17 protein-coding genes are annotated in these 14,599 nt (G+C 38.1%); 11 read left to right on the top strand and 6 right to left on the bottom strand.

What is annotated here, in order from left to right; translation table 11 throughout:
- The first annotated feature begins 1 nt into the window (after position 1).
- From ND855_RS13945 to ND855_RS13930, 4 genes are read left to right on the top strand one after another with little or no spacing between them, the layout of a single operon-like run.
- On the top strand, positions 2–1,033 hold the full coding sequence (locus ND855_RS13945) for a GlmU family protein (protein ID WP_265358828.1): 1,032 nt from the start codon (positions 2–4) through the stop codon (positions 1,031–1,033).
- Between the two features lie 3 nt (positions 1,034–1,036).
- Entirely contained in the window at positions 1,037–1,942 is a 906-nt protein-coding gene (locus ND855_RS13940; protein ID WP_265358827.1) for an alpha/beta fold hydrolase, read from the top strand.
- 1 nt (position 1,943) lies between these two features.
- Complete coding sequence (locus tag ND855_RS13935) at positions 1,944–3,545, top strand: carboxyl transferase domain-containing protein (RefSeq protein ID WP_265358826.1); 1,602 nt, start codon at positions 1,944–1,946, stop codon at positions 3,543–3,545.
- A 44-nt stretch (positions 3,546–3,589) separates the two neighbouring features.
- Entirely contained in the window at positions 3,590–3,949 is a 360-nt protein-coding gene (locus tag ND855_RS13930) for an STAS domain-containing protein (protein WP_265358825.1), read from the top strand.
- Here the strand turns inward: ND855_RS13930 and ND855_RS13925 are convergent.
- Positions 3,946–4,503 carry a DJ-1 family glyoxalase III gene (locus ND855_RS13925; RefSeq protein ID WP_265358824.1) on the bottom strand — a complete coding sequence of 186 codons (558 nt, stop codon included), beginning with the start codon at positions 4,501–4,503 and terminating at the stop codon, positions 3,946–3,948. The genes ND855_RS13930 and ND855_RS13925 overlap by 4 nt on opposite strands.
- 123 nt (positions 4,504–4,626) lie before the next feature.
- Here ND855_RS13925 and ND855_RS13920 point away from each other — a divergent pair, with 123 nt between their 5' ends.
- From ND855_RS13920 to ND855_RS13910, 3 genes are read left to right on the top strand one after another with little or no spacing between them, the layout of a single operon-like run.
- Entirely contained in the window at positions 4,627–5,775 is a 1,149-nt protein-coding gene (locus ND855_RS13920) for a trypsin-like peptidase domain-containing protein (protein WP_265355563.1), read from the top strand.
- A 22-nt stretch (positions 5,776–5,797) separates the two neighbouring features.
- A complete protein-coding gene (gene ruvB, locus ND855_RS13915; protein ID WP_265359412.1) occupies positions 5,798–6,802 on the top strand; it encodes a Holliday junction branch migration DNA helicase RuvB in 1,005 nt (334 codons plus the stop codon).
- Positions 6,783–7,700, top strand: a complete 918-nt coding sequence (locus ND855_RS13910; protein WP_265358823.1) for a TonB family protein — start codon at positions 6,783–6,785, stop codon at positions 7,698–7,700. Before ruvB ends, ND855_RS13910 begins: the two co-directional genes overlap by 20 nt.
- A 3-nt stretch (positions 7,701–7,703) precedes the next feature.
- On the opposite strand, the gene ND855_RS13905 is transcribed toward ND855_RS13910, so the two are convergent.
- The 5 genes from ND855_RS13905 to ND855_RS13885 form a co-directional block, all read right to left on the bottom strand.
- The gene (locus tag ND855_RS13905; protein ID WP_100726106.1) at positions 7,704–8,015 is read right to left on the bottom strand and encodes a hypothetical protein; all 312 of its coding nucleotides are present in this window, start codon (positions 8,013–8,015) and stop codon (positions 7,704–7,706) included.
- Between the two features lie 4 nt (positions 8,016–8,019).
- Positions 8,020–9,201: a serine hydrolase domain-containing protein gene (locus ND855_RS13900; RefSeq protein ID WP_265358822.1), complete on the bottom strand. Its 1,182-nt coding sequence runs from the start codon at positions 9,199–9,201 to the stop codon at positions 8,020–8,022.
- A 73-nt stretch (positions 9,202–9,274) separates the two neighbouring features.
- A complete protein-coding gene (locus tag ND855_RS13895; protein WP_265359411.1) occupies positions 9,275–9,688 on the bottom strand; it encodes a SufE family protein in 414 nt (137 codons plus the stop codon).
- The gene (locus ND855_RS13890) at positions 9,672–10,055 is read right to left on the bottom strand and encodes a hypothetical protein (protein ID WP_265358821.1); all 384 of its coding nucleotides are present in this window, start codon (positions 10,053–10,055) and stop codon (positions 9,672–9,674) included. Before ND855_RS13890 ends, ND855_RS13895 begins: the two co-directional genes overlap by 17 nt.
- A complete protein-coding gene (locus ND855_RS13885) occupies positions 10,052–11,068 on the bottom strand; it encodes a hypothetical protein (protein WP_265358820.1) in 1,017 nt (338 codons plus the stop codon). The genes ND855_RS13890 and ND855_RS13885 overlap by 4 nt, the downstream gene beginning before the upstream one ends.
- A gap of 70 nt (positions 11,069–11,138) precedes the next feature.
- Here ND855_RS13885 and ND855_RS13880 point away from each other — a divergent pair, with 70 nt between their 5' ends.
- From ND855_RS13880 to pbpC, 4 genes are read left to right on the top strand one after another with little or no spacing between them, the layout of a single operon-like run.
- Positions 11,139–11,318, top strand: a complete 180-nt coding sequence (locus ND855_RS13880) for a hypothetical protein (RefSeq protein WP_100715752.1) — start codon at positions 11,139–11,141, stop codon at positions 11,316–11,318.
- A gap of 49 nt (positions 11,319–11,367) precedes the next feature.
- Positions 11,368–11,847 (top strand): tol-pal system YbgF family protein, encoded by a 480-nt coding sequence (locus ND855_RS13875; protein ID WP_265358819.1) that lies wholly within the window; start codon positions 11,368–11,370, stop codon positions 11,845–11,847.
- Complete coding sequence (locus ND855_RS13870; protein ID WP_265358818.1) at positions 11,848–12,462, top strand: RsmD family RNA methyltransferase; 615 nt, start codon at positions 11,848–11,850, stop codon at positions 12,460–12,462.
- A 37-nt stretch (positions 12,463–12,499) separates the two neighbouring features.
- Complete coding sequence (pbpC, locus tag ND855_RS13865) at positions 12,500–14,596, top strand: penicillin-binding protein 1C (RefSeq protein ID WP_265358817.1); 2,097 nt, start codon at positions 12,500–12,502, stop codon at positions 14,594–14,596.
- Positions 14,597–14,599 lie beyond the last annotated feature (3 nt).

Below are 14,599 nucleotides of genomic sequence, written 5' to 3'. Positions count from 1 at the left end.
TGTGAATCTCCTATTAGATGATTCCAAACGAAATCCTTCACTAGAACCACTTTCCAGGTTCCATTCTTTTTTTGAATGGAATTTGGGAGGGATGACTCTTCTTGAAAAGTTAGAAAGAAAATACCCTGGTGCCAAAATTTATTATAAAGGTCCCAATGAAGATTTTGAAACTTTAATTTTTAATCGTTACCCTCATGTAATACCAGCTAACTTAGATTCATATGATTCTATTTATAGTGCAGACTCTTTTTTGCCTTGGGAACTACTGGGAACAGTGACATCTATTATTGAAGACACACTTACCATCGAAAAAGAATGGAAACGTTTTAGGCAAAAATACAAAGCAAAACAATCTGGATTTCACATTGTAGGAAAAGACAAACATTTATACATCCATGCAGGTGCCACTGTGTATCCTGGAGTTGTTTTTGATACAACACATGGACCAATTCTCATTGAAGATGGTGCCAAAATTTCCTCATTTAGTTTTTTAGAAGGACCATTGTTTGTAGGTAAAAATAGCCAGATTGACAATGCTCGAATAACTGGTGGAACTCTGATTGGTAACCAGTGCCGTATTGGTGGTGAAGTAGAAAATTCTATTATTTTGGATTATACCAATAAACACCATGAAGGTTTTTTGGGTCATAGTTTTGTTTCTAACTGGGTCAACTTAGGAGCCTTATCAACTACAAGTGACTTAAAAAATAATTATGGGATCGTAAAACTAAAGATAGGTGATTCGGTGATTAACACTGGAACTATTAAGTTTGGCTCTATCTTTGGTCCATTTACGAAGTTAGCAATTGGTGTGATGTCTAACACAGGAACAGTTTTCGATGTTGCTAGTAATATCGTTGAGTCAAGGATCCAAGGGTATGTTCCTCCTTTTACTTGGATCAAACCAGGTGGTCGTTATCGACTTGAAGAATTTTTATTTGATACAAAAAAAATCATGGCTCGACGAGGCGTAAATTTATTTGAGTTCGAAGATTTTTATCTGAGAAAACTATATGGAAAATGTACGGAGTGAAACATGACACCTAGTTTGCAGTCACATATCAATTCCGGAAAATCTGTTGAAATTGATGGTTTAAGTTTTTTTTATTTAGATGAAGGAAAAGGAGATGAAATCATCCTCCTGTTGCCTGGTTTTTTGACTACTTCCTATAATTATCGCAAACTAATCGAATTGTTATCGACTCATTACCGAGTGATTGCACTTGATTTTTTAGGAACAGGATTTAGTAGTCGCCCAGATGGTCCGTTATCTCATCGATTACAAGCTCATTATTTGTCTCCTTTTTTAGAGAATGTTGTGGGTGATAAAAAGGTACATGTTGTTGCTTTTGATTATGCATTACCAATTATGTGTTTTGCATTTAAAGACCAAACAAACCAATATAAATCATTATCCATATTAGGTGGGTTTATGAACTTACCTAAATTTAAATTCTACTTTCCGTTACATTTTCTTCGTTTGCCAATCATTGGGGAAATTTTTTCATTTTTGTTTCGCCCACCTCTACTTCGATTTTTTTATAAATGGTTTCTCGTAAAAAAAAGCCACCATTTCACAAGCGAATGGGAGAAGACCATGTATCACTTGTTATTTGAGGGAAAAAATCGCAAAAATACATTAGAATTCATTCGTAATGTAGACAGATCCACTCATGCTCTTCGTGAGATTGAGGAAGGTGCCAAACAATTTGTTGGATTACGGCAAATTTATATTGGGGAAGAAGATTTTCGTATTTCTCCAAACCAAACTGAATATATGAAAGAAACTCTAAGGACCAGTAGTTTAGTGTTTTTGCCTTGTAAACATCTTGCTATGGAAGAATGCCCTACAGTTGTCTTCGAAAAACTTCATTATTTCGTAGATAGTTTTTCTCATAAAAAAACCAAAACATTCCATTTTAACAAAAACAATAAGGACTAATATGGAAAGACTGATCTCAAAAATTAATCCACTCTCTTCCGATTTTATATCAAATCGAACTACTTATTTAGAAATCCTTGTGCCTATACGAAAAATTATCGAACAAGTGAAGTTAGGTGGTGGCAAAAAAGCACTTGAGAAACATAAATCAAGAGGTAAACTCACTGCTCGCGAACGAATCAATGAATTGATTGATGCAGATACTGAATTTATGGAAATTTGTGGCCTTGCTGCCGAAGGTGTTTACCCCGATCCAGTTCCATCTGCTGGCATTATCACAGGGATTGGAAAAGTAGAAGGTGTAGATTGTATGATTGTTGCCAATGATGCAACTGTCAAAGGGGGAACCTATTATCCCTTAACTGTTAAAAAACATGTAAGGGCACAAGAGATTGCAGAAAACAATTCCTTACCATGTATTTACTTAGTCGATTCTGGTGGAGCATTTTTGCCAATGCAAGATGAAGTGTTTCCAGACAAGGATCATTTTGGTAAAATCTTTTTTAACCAAGCGCGAATGAGCGCAAAGGGAATTTCTCAGATAGCAGTTGTTATGGGTTCTTGTACGGCTGGTGGTGCTTATATTCCTGCAATGTCAGATGAGTCAGTGATTGTAAAAGGGAATGGAACAATCTTTTTAGGTGGTCCACCACTTGTGAAAGCAGCAACAGGTGAAGTTGTGACTGGTGAGGAGTTAGGTGGTGCCGATGTTCATTGCCGTATTTCGGGTGTTACTGATCATTATGCAGAAGATGATTATCATGCATTAGAAATTACTAGATCCATTATCAAAAATTTAAATGTAAAAAATCAAACATTATCGAAAGAAACAGAAGAACCACTCTATCCTTCTGAAGAAATTTATGGAATCATTGAACGTGATTCTAGAAAATCTTATGATCCAAGAGAAATCATTGCACGTTTGGTGGATGGTTCTCGGTTTCATGAATTTAAAAAACTATATGCAACCACAATCGTAACAGGTTTTGCTGAAATTTACGGATACCCAGTTGGAATCATTGCCAATCATGGAGTATTGTTTTCTGAATCTGCACTAAAAGCATCTCATTTTATTGAACTTTGTGACCAACGAAGGATCCCATTATTATTCCTCCAAAACATTACTGGTTTTATGGTAGGAAAAAAATATGAAAACAATGGGATTGCACGTGATGGTGCAAAGATGGTGAATGCTGTTTCCACAACAACAGTTCCCAAGTTAACAATTGTTACTGGTGGATCGTATGGTGCAGGGAATTATGGTATGTGTGGTCGTGCCTTTGCTCCTGAATTTTTATGGATGTGGCCCAATGCCCGTATCTCTGTGATGGGGGGAGAACAAGCCGCCAATGTATTATGGACTGTGAAAAAAGACCAAAAAGAAGCAGCGGGCGAAACCATCCAACCTGAAGAAGAAACTACTTTCAAAAAACCAATTTTGGATGATTATGAAAAAAAATCGTCTGCTGTATACAGTTCGGCAAGGTTATGGGATGATGGAATCATCGATCCTGCTGACACTCGCAAAATTTTGGGTAGGGCACTGTCTGTCCTCAGTAGAAGAAAAGAAGAAAGAAAACCATTCGGTGTCTTTAGAATGTAATTTTTTTCCTTTTCATTTCTTTTTAAGGAGCCAACGTACATCAAATGGTCATTCACGAAACGTCTTCCAATCAGGTAGTTGTCATCACCATTGAAGGTGAAGTCGATTTGTACAATGCAAAAGAATTAAAAGACATTCTAGATGACAAAATGCGCAAACACCAATACGAGATTGTTGTGAATTTGGAAAAGGTTCCGTTTATGGACAGTTCTGGAATTGGAACTCTCGTTACCGCTATGTATAAATTAAAAAAATACCATGGCAATTTAAAAGTATGTAGTGTGCATGGTTCCGTTGCAAAAGTTTTTAAAATGACTGGAATGGAAAGTCACTTAGAAGTTTTTGATACAGAAGAAATGGCAGTCACTTCCATGATCAACGAACGTAATACTCATTCGGATTAGGGTAATAACAATCCCTGTTTTACCTTTTCCATTACCTCTTTCCCTTCGAATAATTCTAAAAGATACAAAGCAAACTCAAAAGCAGAACCAGGTCCGACACTCGTATGGATGTGGTTATACGACTCAATCCGTTTTCCTGTATACTTTCCACCGGCTCCACTCACCAAATCCTCAGTCGATGGAAACGAAGTATATGGATTTTCTCCCGACAGAATCTGAAACTTTCTTAAAACAGCAGGTGCTGCACAGATGGCACCAATTGTTTTTTTCGATTGGTGGAAGGAATGTAATAGAGATTCGATTTCAGGTTCGGCCATGAGGTTCTTTGTGCCGTTAAGACCTCCTGGTAGAACAATGGCATCAAAATCATTGGGAATGATTTCTGAAAATGTTTTGTCTGCCAGGTGAATCGTATGACGCGATGCAACCACTGGTTCCTTTGATTTGCTAATCGAGACAACGTTTACGTTTCCTCGGCGCAGGACATCAATCAAAATGATCGCTTCCATTTCTTCAAAACCAGGACAGAGGGGAATTAAAACCTGAGTTGCCATACAATGACTTGTTTGGCTTGTTACAAAATGTTCAAGTTTTTTTATGAAAAAACGATTCCAAGAAATGGGAACTTTCCCCCCGTTTCTGGGGTCTGATAGAATAGGAGAGAGTGTTCATTGTCTATGACTGAGAAAAAAACGAATCCTTTACGATATATAGCCATTGCGTTCAGCTTTTTATTACTTGGGACATTTTTGTCTCCCATATTGACGTGTGGAAATTCAAACGAGAACCCGTTACAACTCAAAGCAGATGGTGGAGAAAAATTATCACCAGCTCAAACCCAAGCAGTTGCATTAGAAGATGCTTTCCAAGAAGTGTTTGATCGAGTTTCTCCCAGTGTTGTTTCCATTGCAACGGAAGGAACCGTAAACGTTCCACTCCATCCGTTTGAATATTTTTTTGGCAGACAAGATCCAAGAAGGAGTTCACGCCAACAAAAACTTTCAGGCCTTGGTTCTGGAATTGTTTTAAACGAAGATGGTTACATTATGACAAACCATCACGTGATCCAAAACATGGATAAATTCACTGTTAGGTTAAAAAACAAAAAAGAATTCGAAGCGAAATTGATTGGTTCGGATTCCACTGCAGACATTGCGATCTTAAAAATCAGTGCACCAAAAGGAAGTCTCACTCCAAGTTTGATTGGTGATTCTAGTAAAGTGAAAGTGGGGAACTGGGCGATTGCCATTGGAGCACCACTTGGACTCGAACAATCTTTTACTGTTGGTGTGGTATCTGCCATCCAACGCGGAGGACTTGATACTTCTGGACTTTCCTACATCCAAACGGATGCAGCGATCAACCAAGGGAATAGTGGAGGACCACTTCTCAATATCCGTGGAGAAGTTGTGGGGATCAATCGTATGATTGTGAGCCAGTCTGGAGGATCAGAAGGGATTGGATTTGCCATTCCGATCAACGAAGCACGCCGTGTGGCAGAGGAAATCAAAACCAATGGAAAGGTCACCAGGGCTTGGATTGGAGCAGGTGTTGACAATATTGCAGAAGAAGACATCCGCCAGTTCCAATTAAAAGACAACAAAGGTGCCATCATCCGCCAAATTATAAAGGGATCCCCAGCGGATAAAGCAGGTCTCACATTAAATGATGTCATCCTCAGTTTTGATGGAAAACCTGTCCGTTCCCCAGAAGAATTGGTAAGTTTTGTTTTAGCGTCTCCGATTGGCAAACGTATCGAACTAAAAATCATTCGAAATAAAAATGAAATCTTGACGTCCATCACTCCAGAGAAGAAACCCAATTGAGGTGAGTTTACGAGAAGATTGGATGCAAGCGGGCGAAGAGGAACCAAACCTTCGCCCCACAAAACTGTCTGAGTTCATTGGACAAAAAGAGGTTCTAGCCAATCTTTCGGTATATGTTGAGGCGGCTCGCAAACGAAAGAGCCCTCTCGACCATGTTCTCATTTCAGGTCCCCCTGGACTTGGCAAAACCACCCTCGCGAATATCATCGCCAACGAGCTAGCAGTCGCATTTACACCCACCTCGGCACCTGCCATTTCGAAAGGTGCTGATTTGGTTCGGTTTCTTACCTTACTCAAAACAAACGAAGTCCTTTTCATCGATGAAATCCATGGTTTTATCAAAAAACAGGAAGAACTTTTATACCCTGCCATGGAGAATTTTTTTGTGGATTTAGTTGTGGGAGAAGGTGTTACCGCCAATGCTTTACAAATCCAACTCCAACCGTTTACCTTAGTGGGTGCCACAACGAGGTCTGGGCTTGTCAGTGATCCTTTAAAATCAAGGTTTGGCATCCATCTCAAACTTGATTTTTACACAGATGAAGAAATGCAAATCATCGTAGATCGTTCGGCAAAATTACTAGGAGTGAACCTCGGCGAAGGTGTGGCGATGGAAGTGGGAAAACGCAGTCGAAAAACCCCAAGGATAGCCAACCATCTCTTAAAACGAGTTCGGGATTTTGCAGAAGTAAACAATGAAACGTCTGTTAGCTTAAAGACATGTCGTTATGCATTTGAACGTATGGGTGTGGACCATTTGGGACTTGATGCCGTAGACAGGCAAATTCTTGATATTCTCATTTCCCGTTACGGGGGTGGACCTGTCGGGATCAAACCAATTGCCGTTGTCCTTGGCGAAGAAGAACGAACCATCGAAGATACCTATGAACCTTTCCTTGTGCGTGTGGGTCTCATTGACCGGACTCCACAGGGTCGTGTGGCTACGAAAAAAGCTTACGAACATTTAGGACTTCCTTATATTGGAAATACGGGAGAAAATCGTGAAAATGGCCCCACTCTCTTTTGATTTCCGATTACCCGAAAAAGAAGAAGGGGAAAAACGTCTCTTTTTTGCATTCACATTTGTGATCTTACTTGCGTCCTTTTTTTTAGCTCACCTCATCACGAGGAATATGTTATGGAAGATGTGGGCAGAAGAACAAACTCTCGAAAACCTAAGTCCCAAAGAACAAGAAAAAATATACGAAGTATTAGTAGAACAACAGTTCATCAATCCCGATAAAAAAGATGAATACAAAGCTTTGTCTAACAAGGATTCGGCGGGAGGTGGAGGGATCACTGAGAAACAAGGGTTTCATACATTAACCCAGTTCCGAGAGTTCATCATGGGAAGTGCCACTTCCACACCAAGTAAAACACAGCCAAAATCAGAAGAATCTAAAGAAGACGAACTTTTTGAATTTGGTATTTTCAAAGCAGACCCAAAAACCAATTCCAATTCAGAGGAACGTCCGAACCAGGCTGCAAACGCTGGTCAGATGACAAAAATTCCATTTAATTATCGTTTCCAACAAGATTTCTTATTTCGTTGGGATGGAGCAAAAGCACTTACCATTCCCACCAAACAATTAGCAGGTTATTATTATTTCAAAAATATGTTAAAACGGATAGAAGAATCCTTTGCGCCTCCCGGTGGTGGAAACTATGCCTATCGTGATATGGCAGGAATTGTTGCCAGAGAAGGAATTAAGGAAGGAGAAACTAAAGTATTGTTTATGTTAAGTGAACAAGGACAAGTTTTGGATGTTCGTTTGGTTTCTTCACAAGGGCAAGTTGTTGTCGACCAAGCATGTTTAGATTCCATACGAGGTCAAAACTTTGGTCCCGTCCCAGAAGAAGTGAAGGCTAAAGGATTAATCTTTGGCATCAATTTTATTTTTCCAGGGATGCGTTATTACCGCTAAGGATTATTCATTCAGTAAGGTACAACCATATTCTTTGGATTGGAATTTTGCTGTATTGGTTCTACCCAGACCTTTTACTGTCACCGATTGATTTTCTTTGTCTAATTTGAATTCACTGATGGGAACCCACTGTCTTGCAAAATCATGGCACTGTTCTTCTGATAACTCCATCACAAAGTAACAACTACAGTATTCTTTTGAGTAAAAACTGGAGATGATGGATGGAAAACTCGATAGGTGTTTCCAATTCCATTGTGACCAAAACAGAACAATTAAAAAGAATAAAGCTAAGAAAATTGAAATTTTACGTTTCATAAGATTACCGAATCACTGATTCCTTGATCAATTTTAAAAATTCATTTTTGATAAACGCTTTTTCGCGGTCATCACCAAACCGAACTACTACGAGGTCTAAACTTGGAATCACATACATCATTTGACCCCAATGTCCAAGAGCGGCGAAGGTATCTTTGGGTGCATCAGGCCAAGGCTCATGGATACCTCGATCAGGAACTCCAGTATTTGCATACCAATGTGCAGTATAATTATCCTGTGATAAATCATCTGAATACGGTGTTGTTTTATAACCTGGGGAAGGTGTCCTTGTAAATGTTAACCAACCCTCAGGTAAAAATCTTTCTCCATTCCACACACCATCGTTTAAATACAAGTATCCAATTTTGGCAAGATCCCTTGCTGTCATATAAAGATAAGAAGAGCCTACATACGTTCCAGAAGCATCTCTTTCAAACGTTACATTAGAAATTCCAAGTGGTTTGAATATTTTTTCAAAGGGAAGTTTGTCATATTCTTCTTTGCCATATACTTTCTTCAATATCGCAGAAAGGATATTGGTATCACAACTGGAGTAATATACTTGTGTTCCAGGTTCGGCGCGAAGGGGAAGGTTGGCGCAAAAACTCCCCATGTCTTGTCGGCCTCTCGTATACAACATGGCAATCACAGAGGATTTGAGTGGACCACTTTCATACCCTTCTTCCGCAGCAAGACCTGATGACATATTTAAAAGATGACGAATCGTAATTTTTTTATGTGCTTCATCTCTACTAAGCGGTTCATAATGATAATAACCAGGGTCGTCTAACTTGATAAGTCCATCTTTGACTGCAATTCCATACATCGTTTGTAAAATACTTTTTGAAACTGACCAAGTTAGGTGAAGTTTGTCTTCCTTAAAGTTACGAGCATATTTTTCATAAATGAGTTTTCCATTCCGAAGGATGACAACTGCATCAGTTCTTCTACCTTTTCTGTCTGTTTCATCACCAGTACGCGCAAATGCATACTCTTCAACTAATTTAAGTTTTGCGGAAGAAACACCAACTGATTCAGGAGTGACAATTTTCCAATTTGGACTCGGCCATTCAGGTTTGATACGTTTGGGTAAGGGAGATACATTTACTTCTCCACCAAAGGGAGAAAGGTCTTTACTACATTGGATTGTAAAAAGAACAAAGAATAGAATCAGAATTTGTTTCATAGAAGTCCTAACGTTCATTCGAAAGAGAATTCTAAGCAGATAAAACTAGTTTGCAAAGGAAAAAAGAGGAATTTTATACTTTTTCTGCATACCCCTTTAGTTTTTGTACCATAGAAAAAAGACCATTCCGTCTTGAGATCGATAAAAACTTTGCAAGACCAACTTCTTCTATAAAACCAAGTGAGGCTTTTGCTATATCTTCTGGACTTTGTCCTGAAAATACTCGTATTAGAATAGCAATCAGTCCTTTCGTAAGTGCGGTATCACTATCTGCATCAAACTCCAGTTTTCCATCATTCAGTCTTGGTGCGACCCAAACCCGAGATTGGCATCCCGGTACTAAATATTCTTCTGTTCTTTTTTCATCAGGAAACTTTGGTAATTCCTCACCTAACTCGATTAGGTATTGGAATTTTTCTTCCCAATCAGTCAGATCCGAAAATTCAGAGACGATTTCTTTTTGGATTTCTTCAATGTTTTGTTTCATCATTAGAACTTCCTTTTGGGATATCAGTGAATTTTTCTTTTTTTCTCATGTAGAACTGATTAAAACCAGAGCGGGATAAATTTTTAATTTCGACTCTATTGACTGTAGCGACTGTTAGTTCGTATAAATCATCGTTTTTATGAAAGAAATAATCCATTCGAAGTTTTTCTTCCAAAGAATATTCAACATTTTCCCAGGTGAGTTTTTTCTCTTCGAAGTTGACATACAAACATTCAGGTGGTTTTGAAAGAACATAACAAAATTCACCCGGTTTTGGGACTCCTTTGTAAAATATTCCACAACCAATACTTGTTACAAAACTGAAAACAACACCTAATAAGTGTAACTTGGATAAGAGACGTTTCATTCTTTTTTATCCAAACTTAGATCCAGTTTAGTTTTTAGGCCTGGTTTTTCTTTGATGAATTGGGAAATTAAGATTGGGATTTCTGTATTTTTTTTGCCAGTGGCAAGGTAAAACTCTTCTAACAAATCAATTCCTTTCTGCGATAAATTTTGCAGGTGGAATATAGTAGCTTCTGTGATGATGGATGTTTCCGTAATGGTATCTGGATTATTGGTTTTCGCTTGTCTGAGCAAAGACAAAGCTCCCACATAATCTTTTTTATAATACTTACCAAGACCCCGTAAGAAGTTTTCTTCTCTCGGAGAAAATTGAATTCCTAATTTAAAATTCGGATCTTTTGTAATGGTGATTAAATGATCGAGACCACTTGCATCACCAGCAAGCATCGTATTAAAGGTTAGTAACCAAATGTAAACAGTTTGTAGTTCGGGAGATAATTTAGAACGATCGATGTTTCCATATTCTCCTACTAAAACTTGAGGGCGTTTGACACTCCGATGAGTTTCTCCGAGGAATAACAACACTCGGTTGTTTTCCCAGTCAGTAAAGGGAGAGGAGGAATAAGATTCTGCAGTCCTTGCATTCCAAAAGATAGAGTCTAATGTCGATTCGGCGAGAACTGAACTTCCGATGAATTCACGAAATGGAGAACCTAAATGTAAGATCAAACTGTCGTGGTCAAATTGGATTCCTAATCGATTTAAATTCCAAAACAAACTCCTTGCGATCAAATGAAAAGCGACAGGATCAGTTGGGTCTTTTTCTGAGTAGTTGGTTGCAATTGATTGGAAGTCTTCTATCTCTTTTTCTTTGAGATTCCCTGATTTCCAGAGTTCGATCGTTTTTTCTTTGGTTTTTTCTGCTCTGACACTTTGGTCTTTGGCAAAAAGAAAATAAATTTCTTTTCTATAGGTAAACCCTAAAGCGGAGAGGCCAAGCGCTAAAACCAATAAAAATAGCGGTGCCTTTGATTTCTTCTTTCTATGTGGTTCGTACCGGGAGTAAATCGCCATCGTTTGTTCCCATTTTTTTTTGCCCTCCCCACTTGACACGGCTTTTTCTTTGTGATTTAGTGAGAAGGGTATGGAAGATGATTTTTTAGATGATGACGAATTCGATGCAGAGAGCCTAAACGAAGACGTTGTAACGTATGCTTGTGAGGACTGTGACCATCGTTGGGAAGCCGAAGGTGAGGATGAATACCTCGATTCATGGGAATTGATCTGTCCAATGTGCGGATCAGCCAATATCACCGAACTTTAAATTGACTTTTACCCATTCTCTTTTTTGTATTTTGGTCGTTCCGTCCGTTTTGTGGAGCGACTCTTCTCCATTTTCGACTTTGTATTCAGAATTCAAAAAAGGAAATTATTCTCTAGTATCTAGACAATCGCTCCAATACTTAAATGGACGAGAACCTGAAAAAGATCCTCGGATATTTTTTCTCTATGTTTCTACAGAAGAAAACTGGTCAAAACTCAAATCCAATTTAAGTAAGGAAAACTCACCTAACTTTAGATTATCGCCACATTATTGGAATGCAGTTTATTTGTTTATGGAGAGAGCTTTGGTATTTGGAGAATCTGATTTACTCATAGAATGGGGAAAGGATTTTCAAAAAAATGGAAAACAAAGTCCAAAATACAATGATGCACTTTTGTTATATGGACTTGGTTTGATGGATTTAAAAAATGAATCCGAAGCCAAAAAGGTTTTTTCAGAAATTGAATCAAACTCTCCTTCCAAACATATTTTGGTCCAATTGGAAGAGATCAAAACAGTTGGGAAATAAATGAAAGGTCTGCGTGTTTCACAAGGGAAGTGGAAAGGAAAAGAAATTCCATCACCACCCGATGTATCCGGTCATCTCAACTTTACCAATAGCCTCGTTAAAAAAGCAATTTTTTCCCTTATGGATTCACGGTTATTATCTTGGGGACTTGGTTTTGAATCGGTTTTGTTTTGTGATTATTTTGCCGGTAGTGGGCAAATCTCGGCAGAGGCGTATAGCCTTTCTGTCAAACGACTTCTTACTTACGAATTAGACCAAACAAGATTTCGAAATTTACATACTTTATTTCGTGGACTACCGAATGTCCAATTGTTTCGAAAAGATGCCACCAAACATGCGTTAAAGTGGGAATTGGGGGAAGAATCGGCATACATCTTTTACTTAGATCCACCTTACACCTATTGGTCAGAAACTCCAATGCGAATGAAAGAAATGTTGGAAGATTTATACCAATTTTGCCTTTCGACAAAGAAACCATTTTTGATTCTTTGTCAAATTCCAGAACACCAATCCACAAAAAACATTTGGGTCAATGTTCCTTACAAAATCAGAGAGTATGGTAGTCATTTCATCATTGAAACAGGTTATGAACCCGTGGAAACTTTGGAAGAGTAATCTTCCTTTGGAAAAAGGTACGGTGGAATTGGAAACAATGATCTCATCTTTTCACCGAATGGCCTTCGCAAATCTCGTTACACTATTTTTATTTTTCCCTTCCATTGTATGGGCACTTCCTACGTATCAGGAAGTAAAAGCAAGTTTCACACCATCTGACATCAGTTTGTATGACAGAAAAAATGAACTCATCCAACGCCTTCGGATCAGAAAGGATTTTCGATCAGAAGAGTGGGTGGAGTATTCAGAATTCCCAAAATTTTTAATCGATTCTGTCATCCATGCGGAAGATAAACGTTTTTTTGAACATGGTGGAGTGGATGGAAATGCAATCTTATCTTCCATTTTTGCAGGTTTAAAAGGTTCTTCGATACGAGGTGCATCCACCATATCAATGCAACTTGTCACTCTTCTTGATCCAGAGTTACAACCAAAGAAAAACCAAAGGAAATCCATCTTTCAAAAACTCAAACAAATCAATCGAGTTATGGAACTAGAATCAATTTGGAACAAAGAAGAAATACTCACTGCCTATCTAAATTTGATTTATTTTCGTGGGGAATTAAAGGGAATTGCTTCCGCTTCCAAAGGATTGTTTCGTAAATCGGTTTCATCGATCACTCCCAATGAATCCTATTTACTTGCAGCATTAATTCGTTCTCCACAAAGTCCCATTGAAAAAGTATCGAAGCGAGTTTGTGCCCTTAAGTGGGAACGAGATGGGAAAACATCCGATTGTGAGGAACTTTCTCGTTTTGTTAGGGAAAGTTTGTTTCGTAATTTAGATTATCCCCAACATCCTTCCCTTGTCCCACTTTTTGCAAAAACAGTAATTGAATTAGGTGGTCACAATCAATTTCAAAATCAGAAAATAGAAACCTCTTTATCCTTAGTTTACCAAAAGAAAATCGAAGAAATTCTAAGAAGGAATATTAAAACATTAGAAAATAGAAATGTAAAAGATGGTGCTGTGATTGTATTGGAAAACAAGACAGGAAATATTCTTGTGTATGTTCCCAATATTGGGCGAGAAAGTTCTGTTTCTCAATTGGATTTAGTTCGTACCAAAAGGCAAGTTGGATCCACTTTAAAACCATTTGTTTATGCTTTAAATTTTGAGCAGAAAAAACTTACTCCTCAATCCATTTTATCTGATTCTCCCATTGGAATTCCTGTTTACCAAGGTATTTATAGACCACTAAATTATGACAAATCATATAAAGGAAACGTGACAGTAAGGGAAAGTTTAGCATCCTCTTTAAATATTCCTGCCATTCGAGCTTTGTCTTTTTTAGATGTTAATGAATTTGTATCCCTTTTAGAAAATCTTGGAATCCAGGGATTACAGTACCCAGAGTTTTATGGTCCATCACTTGCACTAGGTGCAGCTGACATTAGTTTATTAGAACTTACCAATGCATATCGGATGTTTGCAAACGGTGGTATATATTCCCAAATCCAATGGAAAAAATTGGAAACAAACCTTACCCAAAAAAGAATTTTTTCCCCACAGGTAAGTTATATGATTTCTGATATTTTATCAGACAGAGAAGCAAGGTCTCTTGGTTTTGGATGGGATAATTTTTTATCCACCTCTTATTTTACGGCAGTGAAAACGGGAACAAGCCAAGATATGCGAGATAATTGGTGTATTGGATATTCAGAACATTATACTGTTGGTGTGTGGGTCGGTAATCCGACTGGAAGTCCAATGTTGGATGTGTCTGGCATCACAGGTGCAGCACCTGTTTGGCGAGAGACTATGGACTTATTACATGAATCACTCAGTTCAAAATTACATCCCATCGAAGTATCCAACTCTAATGAGATGGAACCAGATCTTGAAATTTTTTCGTCTAATAGTAATCAAATTGAGAAAACAAAATCGTTTCGAATTTTGACACCTGTGAGTGGGAGTATTTTTGCTTTGGATCCAGATATTCCGAATGGTCGACAAAAAATCCTCTTTACAATCAGTTCCTACGATGTTTCGTATTCTTATCATTTAAACGATGTCTTTCTTGCAAATGCAAAAGAACCATATCTCTGGGAGCCAAAAAAAGGAGAGTATCGATTGGAAATCAAAGACAAAGATCATAAGGTTGTATCCTTATCTTTATTTGAAGTTCGGTAATAT

It is taken from the genome of Leptospira paudalimensis (assembly GCF_026151345.1).
In the GTDB taxonomy this organism is placed as follows: domain Bacteria; phylum Spirochaetota; class Leptospiria; order Leptospirales; family Leptospiraceae; genus Leptospira_A; species Leptospira_A paudalimensis.
This window is presented reverse-complemented; position numbering and strand designations above follow the sequence as displayed.

Bases quoted from the DNA above. Each gene is read 5' to 3' on its own strand.
- ND855_RS13940 (WP_265358827.1), top strand. From the start codon at position 1,037: ATGACACCTAGTTTGCAGTCACATATCAATTCCGGAAAATCTGTTGAA.
- ND855_RS13935 (WP_265358826.1), top strand. From the start codon at position 1,944: ATGGAAAGACTGATCTCAAAAATTAATCCACTCTCTTCCGATTTTATA.
- ND855_RS13930 (WP_265358825.1), top strand. From the start codon at position 3,590: ATGGTCATTCACGAAACGTCTTCCAATCAGGTAGTTGTCATCACCATT.
- ND855_RS13925 (WP_265358824.1), bottom strand. From the start codon at position 4,503: ATGGCAACTCAGGTTTTAATTCCCCTCTGTCCTGGTTTTGAAGAAATG.
- ND855_RS13920 (WP_265355563.1), top strand. From the start codon at position 4,627: ATGACTGAGAAAAAAACGAATCCTTTACGATATATAGCCATTGCGTTC.
- ruvB (WP_265359412.1), top strand. From the start codon at position 5,798: ATGCAAGCGGGCGAAGAGGAACCAAACCTTCGCCCCACAAAACTGTCT.
- ND855_RS13910 (WP_265358823.1), top strand. From the start codon at position 6,783: ATGGCCCCACTCTCTTTTGATTTCCGATTACCCGAAAAAGAAGAAGGG.
- ND855_RS13905 (WP_100726106.1), bottom strand. From the start codon at position 8,015: ATGAAACGTAAAATTTCAATTTTCTTAGCTTTATTCTTTTTAATTGTT.
- ND855_RS13900 (WP_265358822.1), bottom strand. From the start codon at position 9,201: ATGAAACAAATTCTGATTCTATTCTTTGTTCTTTTTACAATCCAATGT.
- ND855_RS13895 (WP_265359411.1), bottom strand. From the start codon at position 9,688: ATGAAACAAAACATTGAAGAAATCCAAAAAGAAATCGTCTCTGAATTT.
- ND855_RS13890 (WP_265358821.1), bottom strand. From the start codon at position 10,055: ATGAAACGTCTCTTATCCAAGTTACACTTATTAGGTGTTGTTTTCAGT.
- ND855_RS13885 (WP_265358820.1), bottom strand. From the start codon at position 11,068: ATGGCGATTTACTCCCGGTACGAACCACATAGAAAGAAGAAATCAAAG.
- ND855_RS13880 (WP_100715752.1), top strand. From the start codon at position 11,139: ATGGAAGATGATTTTTTAGATGATGACGAATTCGATGCAGAGAGCCTA.
- ND855_RS13870 (WP_265358818.1), top strand. From the start codon at position 11,848: ATGAAAGGTCTGCGTGTTTCACAAGGGAAGTGGAAAGGAAAAGAAATT.
- pbpC (WP_265358817.1), top strand. From the start codon at position 12,500: ATGATCTCATCTTTTCACCGAATGGCCTTCGCAAATCTCGTTACACTA.